Genomic DNA, 15,712 nt, shown 5'->3' on the forward strand with positions numbered 1-15,712 from the left:
CGAAATTTCTCAACCTCCTTAATTACGATAGGGCGGATTTTAGCACCGTGTTTTCTCTTGAAAGCTTCCCAATGTTGGTGTTTATCAAAAAATATTCTTCTCAATATATTGGTCTCCATAAAATGAAAATACCACAGCTTAAATAACTGTGGTAGACCCAAATTTTTATACTTTCTTATCTTTTCAAAAAAACCCTGCCCTTTATTTTGTTTTACATTGGCGCGGGGTTTTTCTATAACTTATAGTTACAAGCCTTCCATTTCTACTTTTTCAATCGTTTTCTCTGGTGTAAGATGAAAGATTAATGTCATACCACGAATACTAACATATGTATAGCTTTGTTCCAATAGGGAACTTTGTAAACTGTATATATATTTGCTTTCATTATCTTGAAACTCTTTTTCAATCACTGCATCTGTTGGCAAATGATCTGCCAATAACCGATAAGCTTCCTCCACAGTGGCAACAGGCTCTTTAAAAGTGAAAACCGGAAGCTCACACCGACCCGCTCCAATTGTTCTACATTTAAGAACTAAATTATCGGTCTCGTAATCCCGATCGGATTTCTTTTCCATGTGAAAATCGATGTAATGTAACTTATCATAAAAACCACCTTTTGCTGTGGTAGCAACCGTTGTCGCTATTACTTTATTATTAACAAGCATATATTTCCCATCGCCATACAGATCTTTAGCATTCAGCACGGCTTGTTCTCCCACGTTGACCGTACTGGTTTTCGAACCGTTCTTAACACCGGAAACAACGAAAGCTCCAACTGCCACCACAAACACAACCAGTGTCACAACACCAGCCATTTTACTCGCCACAAATGCTTCACCTATCCGTTCAACTGCACGACGCACGACCCCATGTTTGTCACTCGCTGCTCGTCTTTCAAACAACCTCCTGAAACCTTCGCTTAACAATTGGAATGTTAGCAACAGCAATGTAAGGGCAATCGCAGGGAATAATGGGATCCACACGGCTTTTATAACCTCATAACGGGCTGCCGACAATAAACCTGGCCAATCAAACAATCCAGTCACAGAATTATAACCAGATTCATCCTGGAATACTCCACCGCCGGGTATATAGTCAATCGCATGCTCAATAAAGTATTGAAACAATGCAAGCTGTCCCAGCAACAACGTCACGCGTGCTAAGTCATTAAAAAAGTTAACAACTAAGCTTTGGGAAACGGATGGCAGGTAATGCATCACCGATAATTGGAATGGAGTGCTCCCAACCGTTACACTCGCTTGGACAAACTCTTTTTGAGACACCTCATATATTTCGTGGGCAAAAATATAGCTAACCCGACCAACTTCAATGAGCGCAATTAAGACGACCTTCCAATCCACCCCGTTTTCAAGACCTCCTACAGGGACTATTTCTAATAGTAAAATGGCTGCAAAAATCGTAGGGATACTACCGAACAAGGAATACCAACCATTTGACACCATATAGGCAATTCCTTTTTTGGTTGAAGCCAAAAAGGCCATCGGTATCGCAATAACGTACCGAACCAACGTGATTAACACAATAATTTTCAGCGTGTCCTTTGCTCCAAGAATAATCAAACTTAAAATATCCCTGGCTTCACGATCTGTCCCGAGAGGATCTTCCTTAGAAGGCGGGAATGGAGCTCTTCCAATTTCGCCTCCATCGTAAAATCGCATTCGATGCTCGGGAGGAGTATGCTCTATAAATGAAAGCTGTGGTCCAATAAAACTTATAAATAACATCAATCCGAAAAGAACTAATCCTGTCCAAAGCGACCAATTTTTCATAAGCACCCCACCTCCCTAGTTTTCTGGATTTAAGTACGAAATAATAAAAAGGACAAAGAACCAAATAAATATGTATTGAAAAAACACTTTTGTGAGTTGCAACCAAATGTTTCGCTTCTCAACCTCGTACTTGTTTTGCCAGATCACTGACACGATTTGCGTGATTAATAGAAGCACAACAAAACAAAATGAGATTTCTGCGACTAACCCCACTTCTGGAAATTGGGCAAACGGCTTGTTCTCCGGTTTATAGACATCTAACCGTTTGATCGCTACCATCATTCGCCATGCTGCTCCCTTATACTCCATCAACCACTCAACAATTAAGAGGTTCGAAACCACATAGGTCATGACAACACCAAGATGTTGTAAAATCGAGCGGAAACATTTTTTCAGGATATGCTTATGTATGACAAGTCTCTCGTTCAAACCCTTCGCGCGAGCATACTGGATATACATCTCGCCATCTTCATTTGCAAGGGATGTAAACGTGATTCTAGCAAAATACATCATTGGGTATAGAGACACAAGGATTCCAGGTAAAATAAAGTTAAACCACTGGTCATGACCAAAAAAGTCAATAAAGTTAAAGTGGATCAAAATGACCCATTGAAGGACAATAATCATAAAAAAATCTGGTAATGAATTGAGGATTGAGGTGACCCCTGTTCCAAGAAAATTTAAGTATGTATAACGATTTCGATAATCAAAGATTCCTTTCGTAACCCCGAACGTAACCGCTAACAAAAAAGCAGTCGCTATCACTGATAAACTTCTAGGAAAATATTCAAGGACGATTTCTTCAAAAACCTCCCCATTTTTTGTTGCCCCAAGACTTCCATCAGTTTGGATATTGCTTATAAATTGCTTGATCGCGCCAAAGCTATCCGAGGCAGGTAGCATTGTTTTTATTGTTGTGAAAAAATTTGCAACATCCCTATCCCCTAAAAAGTAAGCAATCCCTAGGACGACCAGTCCAAAGTAGAGAATTGAAATCACATCTCGCCCACTAAACACTCTTACTCTTTTAAGCAACCAAATCCCCCCTTACCAGATTACCAACTGTAAAAAACAGGAACATATACCTATAGACTACCATATATGTTATTTCCAGAGAATATCCATTTAATGAGACGAAAGAAAACTATAAGAAGTTTCATGTCGCAAGGATTACAAACAAAAAAAGCTAGGAAATGAATCTCCTAGCTTCAATCATGTTTTCTCCTTAATTTTCTTTTTGGAGCTAACTCAATTGCTGAATTAATTGCTGCAATCATACTTTGCTCATCGGCAATGTTTTTGCCTGCAATATCAAAAGCGGTACCGTGGTCCACTGAAGTTCGGATTATTCCACCCTTAAGCCCAACAGTAATGTTTACGCCACTTTCAATTCCCATTACTTTAATTGGTGCATGTCCTTGGTCATGATAACATGCAACCACGATATCAAAATCCCCTCTGCCTGCTCTGAAGAAAAGAGTATCAGCAGGTAGCGGTCCAGTTACATTTATTCCTTCTGCTTGCGCACGCTCAATACCCGGTTGTAGTTTTTCCTCTTCTTCACCATATCCAAATAAACCATTCTCCCCAGCATGTGGGTTAATTCCACAAACAGCGATCTTTGGATCGTCAAATCCTGCTCTTGATAGAGTCTCATGTGCTAATTTCACTACTTTATAAGTTCTCTCTGGATTAATACTATTAATCGCATCAATTAATCCTATATGTGTAGTTAAATGAATTACTTTTAGATTTGGTGTTGTTAACATCATCGAAAAATCCTCTGTACCTGTTAAATCCGCCAAAATTTCTGTATGTCCTGGGTACATATGACCGCCCTTGTGTAACGCCTCCTTATTCAATGGTGCTGTACAAATAGAATCAATTTTTTTACTTTTTGCAAGTTCAACAGCTTTTGCAATAAATTGAAACGCTGCATCTCCGGCAACTGGAGACACTTGTCCAAATGGTAAATCCTCAGGAATAATGTTTAAATCAATTACATCTATTGTACCTAATTCAAATTTAGCTTCATCAGGGTCGTTAATAAGATTTATTTTTGCATTTGAATGAACAATTGGCTGTACTCGCTCTAAAATTTTTGCATCACCAATCACGATTGGGCGGCAATTTTGATAAATTTCTTCATGAGTTAGGGCCTTTACAATTATTTCTGGTCCAATTCCTGCGGCATCTCCCATTGTAATTCCAATCACTGGTTTCATAATTATAGATCCCCCTTTAATTTTTTGATGGCATTAATAAATACTTCTTGTGTTCCGAACCCTCCAGCCTTTGTAATAACATATAAATTCTCATGTCCAAAAAACTTCGACAGCGGAACACCCATTTCCAATTCATCCAATAATTCAAAGCCTTTTACATCCCATAGATAACAGATTTGTTTAGCCGTGTCCCCACCGGTCATCGATACCCCTTTAAAATATCCCTGTTCCAGGAGGACTGAACATACAGAACCAATTGCCTTTACAATTTCATTGCTTACCTCTTTATGTGTTAAACCCTTAGTTTCACCAACTTGCCACGCTTTTTCGATATCATTCGCTTCACCTGTGGAGTAGATAACGACATCTAATCCTTGCTTTGCTTTTTCCATTGCTAGATTAAATACTCTTCTAATCTCTTTTTCACGTTCATTTTCATCTGAAACGGACTTAAATGACTCAAACGCAATTGGGTACACATTTGTTTTGTCTATTAAAAGCTGAAGCTGTGCCCTTGAGTTTTTATTTACACTTCCGACAACAGTAAGTATTGGACCGTCATTTTGGGGAATAATAAATTTTTTCTGCCTTTTGGGCATTTCATAATAAGCAGGAAGATAATTTGCAATTCCTGCCGAACCTACCCAAGAGAACTGATAACGTAGCTTTTTAGTATAGGCTAAAATTTGTTCAATATGATACTCCTCCGTTGAATCCACAATTATATATGCGGTTTTTTGTCGGAAATACGCATCTACTTTTTCTTGAATCCACCTATAGCCCTTATCTAGGTCATCAATCGTAATCGTACCTATTTTTTGCTTTGTTTGCTCCTTTAAAAGAGCAGGCAAATAGGATTGAGTAACAGGTGTCTTTGGATCCCTTGCAATTTCAGTCTCAGCAAGCGGAATTCCATTTAAATAGTGGGTTGATTGTAAAATAGTGCGATTGTTTTTGGGATACCCTGGTGCAATCATCATAAAGTCCGGTTGCAATACATCAAATACTGCATCAATTTCAGCACCAATATTTCCTCTCATCGTTGAGTCAATTTTCTTAAATATACAAGAAAAGCCTGCATTTTTTATAAATTGGATCGCCTCTTTTACCTTTTGATAGGCCTCTTCACAATCAATAGATCGGCTATCTGTATCAAAAACAATTGCTTCATACGCATGAATAGATTCTCTATCTATGTCAAACAATACAGAGGTTTTAAGACCATGCTTTGCTAATTGAACCCCGCTATCATTAGCACCCGTTAAATCGTCTGCTATGATTGCTAATTTCATTGTGTAATCCTCCTAAAAAGAAGAGAGCATTTTATCCCTCTTCTTAATTTTAAAGCTATAAAACTTTGAATATAGAACTTTCCTCAGGTATTTTTGTGATTTGGAAAAATATTCTAATTGTCTTAATTATATTTTGCTAACCGGCCATTTCTTCAAAGGGCTTTTCTAAGAATCCCCTTACAATTGGTAGTAAAATAGCTGTTGTTACAACACTTGCTGTGATTTGAACGGTTGCTAGTTCTGCAAATTCTGCAAAGCACACATTAGCTCCGGCGTTGCAACAGCATTTCCCGCTGTTGTACCTTTTGATGCACCAACAAGTGGGTTCTTAGCCAATCCATTAAATACTAGGTAACCTCACCACTAGTGTGAAGATTACTGTCCTTTATTTTTGCAGAGTGTTTACACTAGTAATATAGAATAAATTGTTTATAAAAGCAACGATTTTTCGATATAAATTAATAAAGAGAATAAAATAGTTAAAAAATGCAACAATTAGCCCATTTAAAAAGCGTAAACCTAAAGATTACTCTTTAAGCTTACGCCATAAGGTTGCTCGATTAATTCCAAGTCGTTCAGCAGCTCTTGTTTGATTATTATTTTCTGCTTTCAAAACTAATTTAATGATTTCTTTTTCGATTTCCTTTAATGTCCCTTGTTGAAAAATGACATCAGTCGGAAGATGCTCATTTGTAGCTACTCTCTCAATTGTTTCTTTTTGAATCACATAGTCCTTTTCATTCAAAGCAACCTGTTTAATAAGATTTTTTAGATTATCAATATTATTAGGATAGGTAAAATTCTCTAAAAACTGTATGGCCTCACTGTTGATTTTAACTGGTATCGTTCCGTATTTTTGATTGTAATATGCGATAAAGTATTGAGCAAGAATGCGAATATCCTCTTTTCTTTCAGATAAATCCGGCATGATGATCTTATTCATCTTTACCTCTTGAATGAACTCAGTAGGTAACATACTTTCTGTAAGGATAAAAATCCGTACATGATGTGTCAGACACTTTTTTATAAAATGTGATAGCTTTTGGTAGTTATCTATATATTCAGGATGTACAAGTCTAATCGTACGAATATTCCTTAGCGGCAATTTATCCAAGTAGTCATGATCGAGCTCTTTAAAATTGATTGTAAGGAGCAAACCTTCATCCGAATATCGTTGGTGAATATAACGAGTAATAAAGTCCTTACTAGTCCCTTTTCTACCTTGCAAAAGGATAATTTGATTATTGTTATAGAGGTTTTCAATATGATTGAGTATATTCCTAATTTCATCCGATGCTGCTGCAATTGGTTCACTTGTCGTATCGGTATCAAGAAAAAGACCCTTTTGTTCTAGAATAGAAGCTGTTTTTTCAGTAACAATGACCTTAAAAGAATGTTGACCGACTTGAATACAATAGCCAGTTACATCCAACAAGTTGTCCTGAACCATAAAGCTCCTTGTAACCTTCTGTTTATTTATTTCAAGGTCCGTACTTAATATATATAAATCATCTTCTGTTATTGGGTTAATTTGAAAATCACTCCAACGCTCATAGATAATCTCATTTTTATCGTCCAATATCATTATATTTTGATGGTCTTTTAAGATAAATTGCTCCATGACTTTCATTAGATTCTTTTTGGCATTTAAATAACCATAAACCAATTTCGCATCTTCTAATGCATTCATTACAGACTCTTTACCAGATTGTATTAAAAACCCCTTAAGACCATATGCGTTTGATGTTTTAACAGTAATTACATCCCCCACAATTTGCTGATATCCGGAGTTTTTAAGTTCTAAGATTAAGGGTGCTACCTCATCAGAATCAGCTACCGTGAAAACCTTTAAAGGGAGATCCAATAAATCTATGATCGACTGAGCGCCTGTGGTAATATTCGAAAATCCAACAATCGCCGTCTTACTCTCCAAATTCGTAGCTAAAGATAGCGACCGGATCATGTCATACCCGGAAAGCTGCATATCCAACACAGGGACACGGACATTTTTTTTAATTAATTGAGCCGTCCCACCTCTACTAATAATGATCTCTGCCCCATTACTCACGGCTTGAACCGCCTGCTTTACTCCTTCGTTTAAGTCACCTAATGAATATTGAATGTCAAATCCAGGAAAAAGACCAATGCATTCTTGAATAACTGGAATCATCGATTCATAGGGTGCCACGATGTGTATTTTAATGTTCATCTTCACACTTCAATCCCGTCTTCTAAAATTGGTAAACTAATATAGAACAAGTACTATTACATTATATATTTTACCATTTTTGAAAAGTGAAAGCATATAAAATGAAAAGCTGAAAGCATCTGGTGGTACCTTCAGATTTTTATATTTTAATAGTGAAAATGTCAGTAACCTGGTTTTTGGTATTTTATGACGCATATGTGCACGACTATGGCGCATTTATCATTTTTAATGCGCATTTCTGTCCTACTAAAGCGCAATTATCAAAATTAAAGCGCATTTCATGCCTACTAAAGCGCAATTATCAAAATTAAAGCGCATTTCATGCCTACTAAAGCGCAATTACCAAAATTAAAGCGCATTTCATGCCTACTAAAGCGCAATTATCAAAATTAAAGCGCATTTCATGCCTACTAAAGCGCAATTACCCACTCACGCGACCCTTTTTCAACACACAAAAAGGGACCAGGAGAACCGTCCCCCTGGACCCTTATAATACCTTGTTATTCCGTTCGAGCACTCGCAAAAGGTTGTGCTCGAATAGTGGCATTTCTTCTTCGGTAAGCTTTGATGCGTAGATCTTTTCACTTTCGTTTTTTAGGGTTTGAAGTAGCAGCAGCATAACATTTTGTACTGTTAGGTTTGGGTCAATCAGTTCTGCTAAGGACGCCATCGTTTCCGGCTCCACATCCGGATAAACAAATTTCGTCTCTGCCCCTTGAAGCCCCGCCTCGTAAAATTGGCGAATGATTTCCGCGCGCTCTGCTCCACTACCGGTTACTCCTAAATAAATTTGCACAGCCACCCCATTACGAAGGCGGCGCTGGGAAATCCCTGCAAACTTTTTCCCATCGATACTTAAATCATAGCTTCCGGGACAATATGAACCGACAACCTCACGTGCTACAATGTCGACTTCATATCCTTCGAGCATTTTTCGAATCAACTCAAGCATCGTATCGTAGCCACGGTTGATATCAATGCCTTTTTCTGTTTCAGGAAAGATAAGCGAAATGTTCAGGACTCCCTCATCAAGAACCACGGCTAGCCCACCGGAATTTCGTACGATCGCACGATAACCCAATGACTCAAGAAGTTCAATCCCCTCCTCTAGAAAGGGGAGTTTCGTATCCTGAATCCCGAGCACAATGGTCTTATGGTGAACCCATGCACGTGCAGTAGCTGGTGAATCTCCTTTTCCTACAAATGAACAAAGCGTATCATCTATCGCAAAAGATTGTAATGCATCAAATTGATAGCCTAGGCTAGATTGATCTATAATCCGCCAGCTTGGCTGGTGTAAAAGACTTTCAGTCATACGTCATACTCCTATTACATAAAAAGTACTTTTTATAATCGTAGATGAACCCTAAAAAACCAGGCATTGCCTGGTTTTAACATTCCCTATTTTACCGTTAATTGATGAAATTTGCTACCTCGTGATGGGAGGTCTTGCTCATTTTATGGGCGATCATCCGATTAATATCTTTCTCTACGGCCTTAACCGTCGTATCCAATGTAATGGCTAATTCTTTAAAGAGTATTTTTTGGATATGAAGAAGAAGTCGGCGGTCATGTTCAGATAACTTCTTATCAATCATTTCAAATTCATATTTTTTACTCATTAATGTATTTAAAATACTCGAAATTTCTTTTCTGTCACCAGATGAAACTATTTCAGAATATGTTCTATGGCGTTCCGATCCATTGTCAATCCACTGAATTCCCGGTAGCTTAAATGAGTCCAAAATCTCTTCCGACTCACTTTTCCCAATGATTCCACGCATTAAAATGCGGTCGTTATCTACTGGGTTTTGGATCGTTAAAGTGCTATCCTCAATTGGGCTCATAATATAATAGTTTCGAGTAACCCCAGAATATGTTTTTTCACATATATCATCTATTCGGCAAATTCCCATATTTGAATAAATCACCAGATCCCCAATGTTAAACATGTACCATGCTCCTATCCAATGGATTGTCAACTTAGTTGACTATACTCATCATACCCTATTTTGCACAAAATGTCAACTTGGTTGACATTTGAGGATTTCATTAAGACTAAATTCGCTCACTCTTCTTATTCTGCACTTTGTCAACTTAGTTGACAACCTCAATCGTTTTATGTATAGTAATGACGATTATAAAAACGGGAGTGGAATGTATGGATCCTGTACTTCAACAATTAGATCTCATTGACCTTATAAGTGAGAGACATGGTCAACTTCGAGGCATTGCAGAAAAATTATGGAACGAGACTAGCGACTTCGCGATTTCAAATTCCGAATGGTACATCATGTCGAGAATATATAAAAAGCAACCAACGATTGCATATGTATCAAAAAATGTAGACATCACAAGACAGGCTACCCATAAGTTTATAAAAAACATGAAGGCGAAAGGGCTTGTTAACGTGATGGATGTCGAACACAACCGGAAGGAAAAATCAATCGAACTCACACCATTTGGTGAGGAATGCTACGAGAAAAATGAGTCTCTTAAAGCGAAGATTGAAAAGCAACTAGCAGAAAAAATCGGCGAAGATCAAATTGAACTTCTTAAAAATGTATTAAAAATGGACTGGGGACTCTAATATATTATTTTAAGAGCCCGGGATGAGGGTTTACTGCCACTGTTTCTGAAATACTGCCACTAATTCAAAAAATACTGCCACTAATCCTAATTTACTGCCACTCACTAAATACAACCGCAAAAAATGGCCATGTTCCCGACATGGCCATTTCTTATTCCTATAAAGCTTGTGCTGCTGTAATTAACGCAAGCTTATACACATCTTCATCATTACATCCACGGGAAAGGTCGTTTACCGGCTGATTTAAGCCCTGTAAAATAGGACCTACTGCTTCAAAGTTTCCAAGGCGTTGGGCAATTTTGTACCCGATATTCCCCGCTTCAAGACTTGGGAAGACAAATACATTTGCGTCACCCTTAATCACAGAATCTGGTGCTTTTTTCTTCGCAACAGATGGAACAAATGCCGCATCAAACTGGAATTCTCCATCCAATACCAATGTTGGATTCATTTCTTTTGCAATCTTAACTGCGTCTGCTACCTTTTCCGTTTCAGGAGATTTCGCAGATCCCTTTGTTGAGAAACTTAACATTGCCACTCTTGGCTCAATATCGAACATATCTGCTGTATTGGCACTCTCGATTGCGATTTCCGCTAAATCTTGGCTGTCTGGTGCAATATTGATCGCACAATCCGCAAAAACATATTTTTCATCTTCACGTACCATGATGAACACACCAGAAGTCTTTTTCACACCTTGTTTTGTTTTAATGATTTGAAGTGCAGGACGAACTGTATCTGCAGTAGAATGGGCCGCTCCACTTACAAGTCCGTGTGCCTTACCAGTGTACACAAGCATCGTTCCAAAGTAGTTCTCATCCTTAAGAATTTTACGTGCATCCTCTTCTGTTGCTTTTCCTTTACGTCTTTCCACAAATGAAGCAACAAGTTGATCGAACTCTGGGTAAGATTGCGCATCATAGATTTCCACTCCATCAAGTGAAACGCCTATTTCTTTTGCTTTGCTTTCAACTGCAGATTTTTCACCTACAACAACTGGTACAAGTACCTTTTCACTTGCTAAACGGCTTACTGCTGTTAAAATACGCTCATCTAGTCCTTCAGGAAACACAATTTTCATGTCCTTTCCTGATACCTTTTCTTTTAATTGAGTAAATAAATCGCTCACTTTTATTCCTCCTAAATTAGTGCATTCTCATGCATTTTATGTAAATGGGAATTGTACCCCTGCAAAACTGCCAACCATAAGGATACGGCTTTTTTCTCAAAATGAAAACTAAAAAGCTTTATAAATCCTGTGACAGTATTATGACATTATCTTCAATTTTCCCAACTACCTTACAATTTACTCACTCATGCTTATGTTCACAAAATTGTTCCGAGTTTACTAAGTTGGCTATAGGGGAAACTATGATATAGTAGTGTTGAATACATAATCAATGTAATACGAGGAGTGATAGTAATGGCGGAAGCAGCACAAACGCTTGATGGCTGGTATTGCCTTCATGATTTCCGTTCGATTGATTGGACATCTTGGAAGACTCTTTCAAGTGACGAGCGCCAAGCAGCAATTCACGAATTTCTTGGTTTAGTGGAGAAGTGGAATAAGACACAAAGCGAAAGCCAAGGAAGTCATGCATTATACACAATTGTTGGTCAAAAAGCTGATTTCATGATGATGATCCTTCGTCCAACGATGGAAGAGTTGAATGAAATCGAAAACGAATTCAACAAAACAAAGCTTGCTGAATACACAATTCCTACTTATTCTTACGTATCCGTTGTTGAATTAAGTAACTATGTGGCAGGCGAAAGCAAAGAGGATCCATACCAAAATCCTTATGTACGCGGACGCTTATACCCAATTCTACCAAAAAACAAATATGTGTGCTTCTATCCAATGGACAAGCGCCGTGAGGGCAATGACAACTGGTACATGCTTTCAATGGAAGAGCGCAAGGAGCTTATGCGTAGCCACGGTATGATTGGCCGTCAGTATGCTGGAATCGTAAAACAAATCATCACTGGCTCTGTTGGCTTTGATGATTACGAATGGGGCGTAACCCTATTCTCCGACGATGTACTTCAATTCAAAAAGCTCGTTTATGAAATGCGTTTTGACGAAGTAAGTGCACGCTATGGTGAATTCGGCGCATTCTTTGTAGGAAACATTTTAACCGAAGAAAAAGTTCCACAGTTTTTACACATTAACTAAGAAAAGTTCAAGGCGCCGTTTAACGGCGACAAGCATAAGCCGAGCGCTGACAGAAGGTGCATTCTACCTTCAGAAGCGATTGGCTTATGACCTCGAGCCGTTGGCGCATGGAACTAGACAATAAAAAAAGAGAGGGCTTCCTCTCTTTTTTTTTCATCCATATTCATAATCCTTTTTCCTCTCTCATACAATTCATTGATGAATCCACAAAACATATCCACCAGAAATCTAATAAAATATCCCAAAAACGAATCAAAAAGTAGGAACCCATTTTTCACCTTATCAATACGTTAATAAAGAGACTTTCGACATGTCTTCTTTTTTAAGTGAGGTGAAAAAATGGCAGTCGTTGCGCACACGGAGGAAGATGTAAAGCTATTAGCAAGGCTGTTGCGTGCTGAGGCTGAAGGCGATGGCAGGCAAGGCATGCTCTTAGTAGGGAATGTTGGGGTAAACCGTACGAGATCTCGTTGTCTGGATTTTAAAGACATTACCACCATTCGAGAAATGGTCTTTCAAAGTCCCGGAGGCTTTGAAGCAACGCAAAAGGGCTATTTTTATCAGGCTGCTCGACCAACCGAGATCGCACTTGCTCGAAGGGTACTAAAGGGGGAAAGATTTCACCCTGCCAGGTTTTCATTATGGTTTTTTCAACCATCAGGAAACTGTCCGGCACAATGGTATAACCAGTGGAACGTAGGACGGTATAAAGCACATTGCTTCTACCAACCTACTCAGGAGGATTGTCCTGACGTGTTTTAAGGCAATTCCCCTTTTAGAAAGAAAAGAAAACATAATCTGAGGAGGGCTTACATTGAGTAAAGACAATCAACAATCGCAAAATCCATATGAAGCTTACGGGTATATCCCTCAAAGCTATGGGCAGTATGGATTCTACATGGATCCACGCCAATTCGGATATACGTATCCAACCCAACAGCAACAAGGGGGCTTTCAGGTACCGCAAATGCCATCACAATTCCCTACTGGTGGTGTAGCAGAAAATGTACCGGGTATGCTTCCACTTGAAGAATCCTATATCGAGAATATTCTGCGCCTAAACAAAGGAAAGCTTGCGACTGTTTACATGGGCTTTGATAACACGAACCAACAAAAGGTATTCAAAGGGCTTATTGAAGCGGCAGGACGCGACCACTTGATTTTAAGTGATCCACAAACAGGCATGCGCTATCTATTGTTAATGGTCTTCTTACAATATATAACATTTGACGAAGAAATCGAGTATCAATATCCATTTGGCGGTGGAGGCCAAGGTCTTGTCTCTTACCCACCACGCTAAAAAAGAAAGGAGTGTCCGCGGACGCTCCTTTTCGTATTATTGTCTAGCTTCAGGCGCTTTGCGCTTTTCTCATTATAAATGTTTTACGGCAGCCACCATCAACAAAACCCAGCCTAGTAAAAAGGCTACGCCACCTAGTGGAGTGATGGCACCTAGTATTTTAATTCCAGATACACTCAATACATACAAGCTTCCTGAGAATAAAATAATTCCGACGAACAAACTCCAACCTGCAGTTGTAATCAGGCTTACCTGTGAAAACTTGTCCGCTAAAAACGCTACAACAAATAAGCCTAGGGCATGAAACATTTGATATTGAACCGCTGTGTTCCATGTTTTTAAATATTTTTCTGTGATCTTACCTTCTAATCCATGCGCACCAAATGCACCAAGCGCAACCGCTAAAAATGCATGAATAGCTCCCAATATTAAAAATAGTTTCATTTTCGTTCTCCATCCTTTTTTGAAAATTCCTATTTCATTTTAACATATTCATTATAAGATAGTAGTAAGAGGTGTTTTGTTATGGACCTAGACATTTTACCCGTCGGAGACATGGCCTTACAGATTTTTTACAACAGCCCGGCTTCCAAAAACTTGCAGAGACAAATTCAGCAAACAACTAAACAAATTGAAAAAATGAGGGTACAAGGAGTCGTCGAGCTTGTCCCAGCTTTTCAGTCTATCACGATTTACTATAATCCCATTCTCACTTCCTATAAAAATCTTTCTGAGCAGGTTTCAGAGATTTGCAGAGGAATTTCTCCAATCGAGAATGCCTCTTTAGAAGAGGTAATCGTGATTCCAACCTGCTATGATGGTGAGGACCTTGAGAATGTGGCTCTTAGCTCAGGGCTATCGACCGAAGAAGTCATATCCATACATAGCGGCGTCGACTATCTCGTTTATATGATTGGCTTTTTACCTGGCTTCCCTTATTTAAAGGGGCTTCCAAATAGGCTTGCAACACCGCGTCTATCACACCCTAGACTTAACGTTCCTAAAGGAGCAGTTGGCATCGGTGGTGACCAAACTGGCATTTACCCTCTCGAATCACCAGGAGGGTGGAATCTTATTGGCAGAACGCCGGTACCACTATTTGACCCTAAAAAGAGCGAACCTTTTTTACTGAAAGCAGGAGACTTTCTGCGTTTCACACCGATATCGGCTGAGGAATATCAGGAAATTGAAAATCGCGTAAACGAAAATCGATACAACTTTATTCAGCAGAAGTCCCACACTTCTGCTAAATAAAGTAAAGCCTCCGGCGGATGCCACGATTTTTCAAAGGAAATTTTTCGAGCAAGCCCGAAAAAAATCGGGCGCAAATACGCCAAGGCGCATTTGATAGGTTGAGGTGAAAAAAATTGAAAACGATTGATTTGAATTGTGATTTAGGAGAAAGCTTTGGGGCTTATAAAATCGGCAACGACGAGCAGGTATTACCACATATCTCAAGCGCCAATATCGCTTGTGGATTTCACGCTGGCGACCCGCATGTGATGAATCAAACCGTCCAGCTCGCAAAAAAACATGACGTTGCCATTGGTGCCCACCCTGGGTTTCAGGATCTTGCAGGATTCGGCAGGAGAGCCATGGCTGTTTCACCGTCTGACGTCTATGATCTCATGCTCTATCAAATCGGGGCTCTTTCTGCTTTTTGCCAGGTTCATGATGTGAAACTCACACATGTAAAGCCACATGGAGCCCTTTACAACATGGCTGCGGTCGATATTAACCTTGCTGAGGCCATCGCACAAGCCATCGCCAATCTTGACCCTACACTAGCTTTATATGGCCTTGCCGGCAGCAAACTAATTGAAGCTGGGGAAAAATACGGATTAAATGCCGTTTCCGAAGTATTTGCGGACCGAACTTATCAACTTGATGGCACCTTAACACCAAGAACCGAGACAAACGCCGTTCTTCATGATAGTAATGAAGCCATCAGACAGGTTCTGCAAATGGTGAAAGAACAAACCGTCCAAACGATCACTGGCGAAGTCATTTCCATCAAAGCAGACTCGATTTGTGTTCACGGTGACAACTCCCACGCCCTCCAATTTGTACAACAATTACGGCATGCATTAACCAATGAATGCATCACAATTAAGGCAATCAGGTGATTAA

General features: G+C 39.1%; 15 protein-coding genes and 1 pseudogene. 6 read left to right on the plus strand and 10 right to left on the minus strand.

Annotated features, from left to right (window positions below):
• Positions 1–245: 245 nt before the first annotated feature.
• The 8 genes and pseudogenes from E1I69_RS05925 to E1I69_RS05960 all read right to left on the minus strand — a co-directional run bounded on the left by E1I69_RS05925 (position 246) and on the right by E1I69_RS05960 (position 9,468).
• On the minus strand, positions 246–1,790 hold the full coding sequence (locus E1I69_RS05925; protein WP_136378685.1) for an ABC transporter permease subunit: 1,545 nt from the start codon (positions 1,788–1,790) through the stop codon (positions 246–248).
• A 15-nt stretch (positions 1,791–1,805) separates the two neighbouring features.
• Positions 1,806–2,825: an ABC transporter permease subunit gene (locus E1I69_RS05930; RefSeq protein WP_136378686.1), complete on the minus strand. Its 1,020-nt coding sequence runs from the start codon at positions 2,823–2,825 to the stop codon at positions 1,806–1,808.
• A gap of 173 nt (positions 2,826–2,998) precedes the next feature.
• Positions 2,999–4,015 (minus strand): 4-hydroxythreonine-4-phosphate dehydrogenase PdxA, encoded by a 1,017-nt coding sequence (gene pdxA, locus E1I69_RS05935; RefSeq protein WP_136378687.1) that lies wholly within the window; start codon positions 4,013–4,015, stop codon positions 2,999–3,001.
• Positions 4,016–4,017: 2 nt separating this feature from the next.
• On the minus strand, positions 4,018–5,307 hold the full coding sequence (locus E1I69_RS05940; RefSeq protein WP_136378688.1) for a four-carbon acid sugar kinase family protein: 1,290 nt from the start codon (positions 5,305–5,307) through the stop codon (positions 4,018–4,020).
• 136 nt (positions 5,308–5,443) lie between these two features.
• Positions 5,444–5,664 (minus strand): annotated as a pseudogene (locus E1I69_RS05945) (2-keto-3-deoxygluconate permease); the annotation flags it as partial.
• A 169-nt stretch (positions 5,665–5,833) separates the two neighbouring features.
• Entirely contained in the window at positions 5,834–7,516 is a 1,683-nt protein-coding gene (locus tag E1I69_RS05950; protein WP_242634544.1) for a sigma-54-dependent Fis family transcriptional regulator, read from the minus strand.
• Between the two features lie 487 nt (positions 7,517–8,003).
• Positions 8,004–8,831, minus strand: coding sequence for a lipoate--protein ligase family protein (locus E1I69_RS05955; protein ID WP_136378689.1), 828 nt, complete (start codon positions 8,829–8,831; stop codon positions 8,004–8,006).
• 97 nt (positions 8,832–8,928) lie between these two features.
• Positions 8,929–9,468 (minus strand): CarD family transcriptional regulator, encoded by a 540-nt coding sequence (locus E1I69_RS05960; RefSeq protein WP_136378690.1) that lies wholly within the window; start codon positions 9,466–9,468, stop codon positions 8,929–8,931.
• Between the two features lie 209 nt (positions 9,469–9,677).
• On the opposite strand from E1I69_RS05960, the gene E1I69_RS05965 reads away from it, so the two are divergent.
• Positions 9,678–10,106, plus strand: coding sequence for a MarR family winged helix-turn-helix transcriptional regulator (locus E1I69_RS05965; RefSeq protein ID WP_136378691.1), 429 nt, complete (start codon positions 9,678–9,680; stop codon positions 10,104–10,106).
• 157 nt (positions 10,107–10,263) lie between these two features.
• On the opposite strand, the gene pta is transcribed toward E1I69_RS05965, so the two are convergent.
• Positions 10,264–11,235: a phosphate acetyltransferase gene (gene pta / locus E1I69_RS05970; protein ID WP_136378692.1), complete on the minus strand. Its 972-nt coding sequence runs from the start codon at positions 11,233–11,235 to the stop codon at positions 10,264–10,266.
• 294 nt (positions 11,236–11,529) lie between these two features.
• Between pta and hemQ the strand changes: the two genes are divergently transcribed.
• The 3 genes from hemQ (at position 11,530) to gerQ (ending at position 13,582) form a co-directional block, all read left to right on the plus strand.
• Complete coding sequence (gene hemQ, locus E1I69_RS05975) at positions 11,530–12,282, plus strand: hydrogen peroxide-dependent heme synthase (protein WP_116351927.1); 753 nt, start codon at positions 11,530–11,532, stop codon at positions 12,280–12,282.
• Between the two features lie 339 nt (positions 12,283–12,621).
• A complete protein-coding gene (locus tag E1I69_RS05980) occupies positions 12,622–13,044 on the plus strand; it encodes a cell wall hydrolase (protein WP_136378693.1) in 423 nt (140 codons plus the stop codon).
• A 52-nt stretch (positions 13,045–13,096) separates the two neighbouring features.
• Entirely contained in the window at positions 13,097–13,582 is a 486-nt protein-coding gene (gerQ, locus tag E1I69_RS05985; protein WP_136378694.1) for a spore coat protein GerQ, read from the plus strand.
• 72 nt (positions 13,583–13,654) lie between these two features.
• Here gerQ and E1I69_RS05990 read toward each other — a convergent pair whose 3' ends face one another.
• Entirely contained in the window at positions 13,655–14,026 is a 372-nt protein-coding gene (locus E1I69_RS05990; protein WP_136378695.1) for a DUF423 domain-containing protein, read from the minus strand.
• Between the two features lie 81 nt (positions 14,027–14,107).
• Between E1I69_RS05990 and pxpB the strand changes: the two genes are divergently transcribed.
• A complete protein-coding gene (gene pxpB / locus E1I69_RS05995) occupies positions 14,108–14,836 on the plus strand; it encodes a 5-oxoprolinase subunit PxpB (RefSeq protein ID WP_136378696.1) in 729 nt (242 codons plus the stop codon).
• A gap of 113 nt (positions 14,837–14,949) precedes the next feature.
• Positions 14,950–15,708 carry a 5-oxoprolinase subunit PxpA gene (pxpA, locus tag E1I69_RS06000; protein WP_136378697.1) on the plus strand — a complete coding sequence of 253 codons (759 nt, stop codon included), beginning with the start codon at positions 14,950–14,952 and terminating at the stop codon, positions 15,706–15,708.
• Positions 15,709–15,712: the final 4 nt, after the last annotated feature.

The organism is Bacillus timonensis (assembly GCF_004799755.1).
Taxonomy (GTDB): domain Bacteria; phylum Bacillota; class Bacilli; order Bacillales; family Bacillaceae_L; genus Ferdinandcohnia; species Ferdinandcohnia timonensis_A.

Coding starts and splice junctions, on each gene's coding strand:
- pxpB (WP_136378696.1), top strand. CDS start 14,108: ATGGACCTAGACATTTTACCCGTCGGAGACATGGCCTTACAGATTTTT.
- E1I69_RS05960 (WP_136378690.1), bottom strand. CDS start 9,468: ATGTTTAACATTGGGGATCTGGTGATTTATTCAAATATGGGAATTTGC.
- E1I69_RS05980 (WP_136378693.1), top strand. CDS start 12,622: ATGGCAGTCGTTGCGCACACGGAGGAAGATGTAAAGCTATTAGCAAGG.
- E1I69_RS05965 (WP_136378691.1), top strand. CDS start 9,678: ATGGATCCTGTACTTCAACAATTAGATCTCATTGACCTTATAAGTGAG.
- E1I69_RS05940 (WP_136378688.1), bottom strand. CDS start 5,307: ATGAAATTAGCAATCATAGCAGACGATTTAACGGGTGCTAATGATAGC.
- E1I69_RS05950 (WP_242634544.1), bottom strand. CDS start 7,516: ATGAACATTAAAATACACATCGTGGCACCCTATGAATCGATGATTCCA.
- pdxA (WP_136378687.1), bottom strand. CDS start 4,015: ATGAAACCAGTGATTGGAATTACAATGGGAGATGCCGCAGGAATTGGA.
- E1I69_RS05955 (WP_136378689.1), bottom strand. CDS start 8,831: ATGACTGAAAGTCTTTTACACCAGCCAAGCTGGCGGATTATAGATCAA.
- E1I69_RS05990 (WP_136378695.1), bottom strand. CDS start 14,026: ATGAAACTATTTTTAATATTGGGAGCTATTCATGCATTTTTAGCGGTT.
- E1I69_RS05925 (WP_136378685.1), bottom strand. CDS start 1,790: ATGAAAAATTGGTCGCTTTGGACAGGATTAGTTCTTTTCGGATTGATG.
- hemQ (WP_116351927.1), top strand. CDS start 11,530: ATGGCGGAAGCAGCACAAACGCTTGATGGCTGGTATTGCCTTCATGAT.